6 protein-coding genes are annotated in these 5,290 nt (G+C 50.0%); all 6 read left to right on the top strand.

From position 1 onward, the window contains the following. The first annotated feature begins 26 nt into the window (after nt 1-26). Nucleotides 27-413 carry a 30S ribosomal protein S9 gene (gene rpsI / locus K2H17_RS05030; protein ID WP_300132152.1) on the top strand — a complete coding sequence of 129 codons (387 nt, stop codon included), beginning with the start codon at nt 27-29 and terminating at the stop codon, nt 411-413. Nucleotides 414-527: 114 nt separating this feature from the next. Beyond that, nucleotides 528-1,349 (top strand): 30S ribosomal protein S2, encoded by an 822-nt coding sequence (gene rpsB / locus K2H17_RS05035; RefSeq protein WP_300132155.1) that lies wholly within the window; start codon nt 528-530, stop codon nt 1,347-1,349. A 41-nt stretch (nt 1,350-1,390) separates the two neighbouring features. Then, nucleotides 1,391-2,383 carry a translation elongation factor Ts gene (gene tsf, locus K2H17_RS05040; protein WP_300132158.1) on the top strand — a complete coding sequence of 331 codons (993 nt, stop codon included), beginning with the start codon at nt 1,391-1,393 and terminating at the stop codon, nt 2,381-2,383. 235 nt (nt 2,384-2,618) lie between these two features. Further along, entirely contained in the window at nt 2,619-3,701 is a 1,083-nt protein-coding gene (locus K2H17_RS05045) for a sensor histidine kinase (protein ID WP_300132161.1), read from the top strand. A gap of 37 nt (nt 3,702-3,738) precedes the next feature. After that, nucleotides 3,739-4,485 carry a LytTR family DNA-binding domain-containing protein gene (locus K2H17_RS05050; RefSeq protein ID WP_300132164.1) on the top strand — a complete coding sequence of 249 codons (747 nt, stop codon included), beginning with the start codon at nt 3,739-3,741 and terminating at the stop codon, nt 4,483-4,485. Nucleotides 4,486-4,885: 400 nt separating this feature from the next. Beyond that, nucleotides 4,886-5,290, top strand: a 405-nt coding sequence (locus K2H17_RS05055; protein ID WP_300132166.1) for an SDR family NAD(P)-dependent oxidoreductase, incomplete at its 3' end; no start/stop codon positions are given.

A 5,290-nucleotide genomic window follows, 5' to 3' on the forward strand; every position in this document is an offset into this window, starting at 1 on the left:
CATCAACAAAATTAAATAATTGAAGAATGGAATCAGTTAATGCAGTTGGCCGCCGTAAAGCAGCCGTAGCTCGCGTGATCGTTAAAGAAGGAAACGGTCAAATCACCATCAACAAACGCGCCCTCGATGTGTACTTCCCCTCTTCCATCCTTCAGTACATCGTTAAACAGCCCCTCTCGACCCTTGAAGCTACCGAAAAATACGACATCAAAGTCAACCTCAACGGTGGCGGTTACAAAGGCCAGGCTGAAGCACTCCGTCTCGCTATCGCCCGCGCCCTCGTCAAGATCAATCCTGAGGACAAGCACGCACTCCGCGTCGAAGGCTTCATGACCCGTGACCCGCGCGTCGTTGAACGTAAGAAACCCGGTCGTCCCAAAGCCCGCAAGCGCTTCCAGTTCTCCAAGCGTTAATATTTCAATCCTATATCTCCTCAAGTGTTTAGTATCTAAACCGTCGAGATGGACACGTTCCCTACTCCCCGGTTGTAATTTATCTAAAGAACGTAAACAACCCAACAACAAATCATGTCAACTCCCAATTTTGACCAACTCCTCGAAGCAGGTTGCCATTTTGGCCACATGAAAAGAAAATGGAATCCTGCAATGGCGCCCTACATCTTCATGGAGCGCAACGGTATCCACATCATAGACCTCTACAAGACTCAGGCCAAGCTTGAAGAAGCTGCCGCAGCTCTTCGCAACATCGCCAAGGGTGGCAAAAAGATTCTCTTCGTCGCTACCAAAAAGCAGGCTAAGGAAATCATCGCCGACAAGGCTCAGAGCGTGAACATGCCCTACGTGATCGAACGCTGGCCCGGCGGTATGCTCACCAACTTCCCGACAATCCGCAAGGCTGTCAAGAAAATGACCTCCATCGACAAGATGACTAAGGACGGCACTTTCGACAACCTCTCAAAGCGCGAAAAACTCCAGATCACCCGTCAGCGCGCCAAACTCGAAAAGAACCTCGGTTCAATCGCTGACCTCAACCGTCTTCCCTCGGCTCTGTTCGTAGTTGACGTTTGCAAGGAACACATCGCAGTTGCTGAAGCAAACCGTCTCGGCATCCCCGTTTTCGCTATCGTCGACACCAACTCTGATCCTTCAAACGTAGATTTCGTCATCCCCGCAAACGATGACGCATCAAAGTCTATCGACCTCATCCTCTCTACCGTCTGCGAATCAATCAACGAAGGTCTTGAGGAACGCAAGGTTGAAAAGGCTGACGAAAAAGCTTCTGCCGAAAACGCCGACGCAGCTCCCCGCCGCGAACGCCGCCGTGTAAGCCGCAAGGCCGAAGGTGAAGCTGAAGTTGCTGAAACCGAAGTTGCTGAAGCAGCTGAATAATTAAACCAAATTCACAAACATTCTAAACTCCCACTATAACTATGGCAGTTACAATGGCAGAAATCACCAAACTGCGCCACCTCACAAGCGCCGGTTTGATGGACTGCAAAAAAGCCCTCGCCGAAACTGACGGCGACATCGAAGCAGCTGTTGAGATCCTCCGCAAGAAGGGTCAGGCCGTAGCAGCAAAGCGTGAAGACCGCAACGCCGCTGAGGGTTGCGTTCTCTCAAAGAACGAAGGCAACTTCGCTGCTATCCTTGCTCTCAACTGCGAGACTGACTTCGTTGCCAAGAACGAAGGCTTTGTATCTCTCGCTAAAAAGCTTCTTGACATCGCAGTTGAAAACCGCTGCAAGACTGTCGACGAGCTCAAGGCAATCACTGTTGACGGTCTCACTGTCGCTGACCTCGTGACTGAGGAATCAGGCAAGACCGGTGAAAAAACCGAAATCGGTGCTTATGAAGTTGTTGAAGCTCCCACAACAGCTGCTTACAACCACTTCAACAACAAGCTTGCTGCTATCGTCGGTTTCAACCTTCCCGACGTTGACGCTCAGGTAGGCCGCGAAATCTGCATGCAGATCGCATCCATGAACCCTGTTGCTTGCAGCCGTGAAGACGTGCCCCAGGCCACAATCGACCAGGAAATCGCAGTCGCTGTTGAAAAGACCAAGCAGGAACAGATCAAGAAGGCCGTTGAAGCAGCTCTTAAGAAAGCTGGTCTCAACCCCAACCACTTCGATTCTGAAGACCACATCGAGTCTAACATCACCAAAGGCTGGATCACTGAAGAAGACGCTACCAAAGCTCGTCAGATCATGAAAGAAACTGCCGAAGCCAAGGCTGCCAACCTCCCAGAAGCAATGATCCAGAACATTGCCAACGGACGTCTCAACAAGTTCTTCAAAGAAAGCTGCCTCATGGAACAGGAATATGTTCAGGACAGCAAACTTTCAGTAGGTCAGTTCCTCGATCAGACCATCAAAGGCCTTGTTGCCGTAGATTTCAAGCGTGTAAATCTCAACCAGGATTAATCCTCCCGGCAAAGAAAGTCATAACAACGCAATACTCCGTGAACGGGTGCAGATATCACAATGTCTGCACCCGTTCCTTTTCCCACGGCATCCGGAGTAGAAGCCTGCCGTAACTGTTAAACATATCTGAATCTCATTTAACAGCCTCTGTACCATTTATTCGTTTGTCGATGAATCCGTGGATCATGTCAAAATATTTTGCCCGTTTGGCTCAAAAAAACTATATTTGCGCATCATGAGCGAAATTCTCACAAGGCAGCGCATCACCACATTTCTCTCACACCTGCTCTGCATCACGATTCTATTCATCCTGCCGGAAGTGCTGACAACTCTGTCATCTCCGAGCCACACCTTACGCCCGTGGGTCTATGCCAAAGCATTTGTCTACATCACCGTTTTCTATGTCAACTACTGCTGGATCATAGAAAAATCGCTTGACAAGCCTCACAGGGTGCTCAGGTTCGTAGCGTTAAACCTGCTGCTCATCACCGTGGCCATGACGCTCATCTATCTGATCTGGCGCTTCAAAGGATTTCTCGGAGGAAAAGCCCCGAAAATGAACCGGCTCCACCCCTCCGAAGGCATCTACATAGCCCGCTGGGTCGGAATCATGTCACGCGACCTGGTGATGGTCATCCTCGTCATCGGCCTTGCCACCGCCATGCGCCTCGGCGACAAATGGCTCATGCTTGACCGCAAGCAGAAAGACCTCATCAGCGCCCAGCATGAAGAAGAGCTTAAAAACCTCAAGAGCCAGCTCAACCCCCACTTCCTCTTCAACACGCTCAACTCCATCTATGCCCTCATAGCCATCTCTCCTGAAAAAGCCCAGGAAGCAGTCCATGAACTCAGTCGCCTGCTTCGTTTCGTCCTCTATGACAGCCCGACATCCGTAGCTCTCAAACAGGAATTCGACTTCATAACCAACTATATCAGCCTGATGCGCCTAAGACTCAGCCCGTCCATCAGACTTGATATCCGCCTTGACAACAACGGCAGTTCTGACAGAAGAGTGGCCCCGCTGCTTTTCATCACACTGATTGAAAACGCGTTCAAACACGGCGTCCACACCCCTGAAATTCCACTGGTGATTCACATCACAGCATCCGATGACCGCATCGACTGCTTCACCTCCAACGGCTATCTCACAGGCAAGGCAGAACACTCCGCATCCTCATTGCCAAAGTCCGGAGGAATCGGAATGACGAATCTCCGGCGCCGCCTCCACCTGATCTACGGACCGGCCGCCGAACTCAAAGTGACGATCACAGAAGACACCTATCAAGTCCATCTGAGCATCCCCCTCTCCATCAAATAAGTTTATATTACACTACAAATAAATCTCAAGTACCTCTATGCAGACACTTCGCTGTTGCGTAATCGACGACGAACCCCTGGCTTCAGGTCTCATCCGCTCATACATCGAGAAAACACCCTTTCTGGAAGTGGCTGGAGAATTCTCCTCGCCACGCGATGCAATCTCGACCCTCCTCAACAACAACATAGACATTGTATTTCTTGACATACAGATGCCACAGTTGAACGGCATTGAATTTGCTCGCATCATTCCCGCCGACACTCGCATCATCTTCACCACCGCTTATTCCGACTATGCCGTGGAAGGCTTCCGTGTCAATGCCCTCGACTATCTGCTCAAACCGATAAGCTATGAGGAATTCCTCGCAGCAGCGCGCCGCGCACTTGCATGGTATGAACTGAAACACAATTCGGAAACTGCCAGAACAGTCTCCCCCACAGCTACTGCCGATAAAGCCGGAGAATACATCATCGTCAAAAGCGAATACAAGCTCGTGCAGGTCAGGATCGCCGACATTCTCTACATCGAAGGGCTCAAAGACTACGTCAAGATCTATGTCGAAGGATCCGATAAATCAATCATGACACTTCTCAGCATGAAAGCTCTTGAACAGACACTCCCGACAGACCTGTTCATGCGTGTTCATCGCTCCTATATCGTGAATCTTTCAAAAATCAAAGTCATCGAGCGAAACCGGATCATCTTCGGACGCACTCAGATCCCCGTATCGGAGAGCTACAAGGAACAATTCGCCGATTTCATTGCAAAACGGACTTTAGGCTGAGATGCCTACCTCCCTCATTCCGGGGAGTCACTCAAAATAACCAAACACAGCGCAGGGCCGGTCATCTCGACCAACCCTGCGTTGCTTTATACCTTCTCCGTCCAAAGCTATTAAATGACGGAATAATTACAAAATAGAAGCTTTAACTAATATTGCATTCGTACTATCTTTTACTTCTCGCGATTCAATCCATCGCGAATTCTCGTTGTGCTGTCTATAAGACGGACACCCCCCGTCTAAAGTTACACCCGAAATTCAAATTTAACACAAGTTAACCAAAACACACAAATCCACAATCCCCTTTGCCGTTCTGATCCGATCCGGATAAACCATAAGGCTGCTCCGGACGTTAAAAAAGCAAACTATTTTTTACAAACACCTCACACATACCGAATCAATAATGAAGAGAATTGTCATCATGGGTGCCACATCCGGCATCGGACTCCGCGTAGCTGAGATCTTTGCGAAAGCCGGCTGGCTCGTAGGAGCCGCAGGACGAAATGAAAAAGTCATGCGCAAACTTCAGGCAGATTTTCCTGACCGCATCCGCTATGCGCGCATCAACGTTGACGATGCGGCTTCTCCCGCCCATCTGCGCGATCTGATCAGCCGCCTTGGCGGAATGGACATCTATTTCCATGTCGCAGGAATCGGATTTGAAAACGAAGCCCTTGTCACTGATCACGATGTCGCTACCGCACAGACCAACGTGGTCGGTTTCACCCGAATGATCGACACAGCTTTCAGATATTTCCGCGAACATGGCCGGAAAGGCCGCATCGCCGCCGTTACATCTGTAGCAGGG

Origin of the sequence: Duncaniella sp. (assembly GCF_029054785.1) — a bacterium.
In the GTDB taxonomy this organism is placed as follows: domain Bacteria; phylum Bacteroidota; class Bacteroidia; order Bacteroidales; family Muribaculaceae; genus Duncaniella.

What these genes read in the sequence shown, in the direction of transcription:
- tsf (WP_300132158.1), top strand. Translation starts at nt 1,391, where the DNA reads ATGGCAGTTACAATGGCAGAAATCACCAAACTGCGCCACCTCACAAGC.
- rpsI (WP_300132152.1), top strand. Translation starts at nt 27, where the DNA reads ATGGAATCAGTTAATGCAGTTGGCCGCCGTAAAGCAGCCGTAGCTCGC.
- rpsB (WP_300132155.1), top strand. Translation starts at nt 528, where the DNA reads ATGTCAACTCCCAATTTTGACCAACTCCTCGAAGCAGGTTGCCATTTT.
- K2H17_RS05045 (WP_300132161.1), top strand. Translation starts at nt 2,619, where the DNA reads ATGAGCGAAATTCTCACAAGGCAGCGCATCACCACATTTCTCTCACAC.
- K2H17_RS05050 (WP_300132164.1), top strand. Translation starts at nt 3,739, where the DNA reads ATGCAGACACTTCGCTGTTGCGTAATCGACGACGAACCCCTGGCTTCA.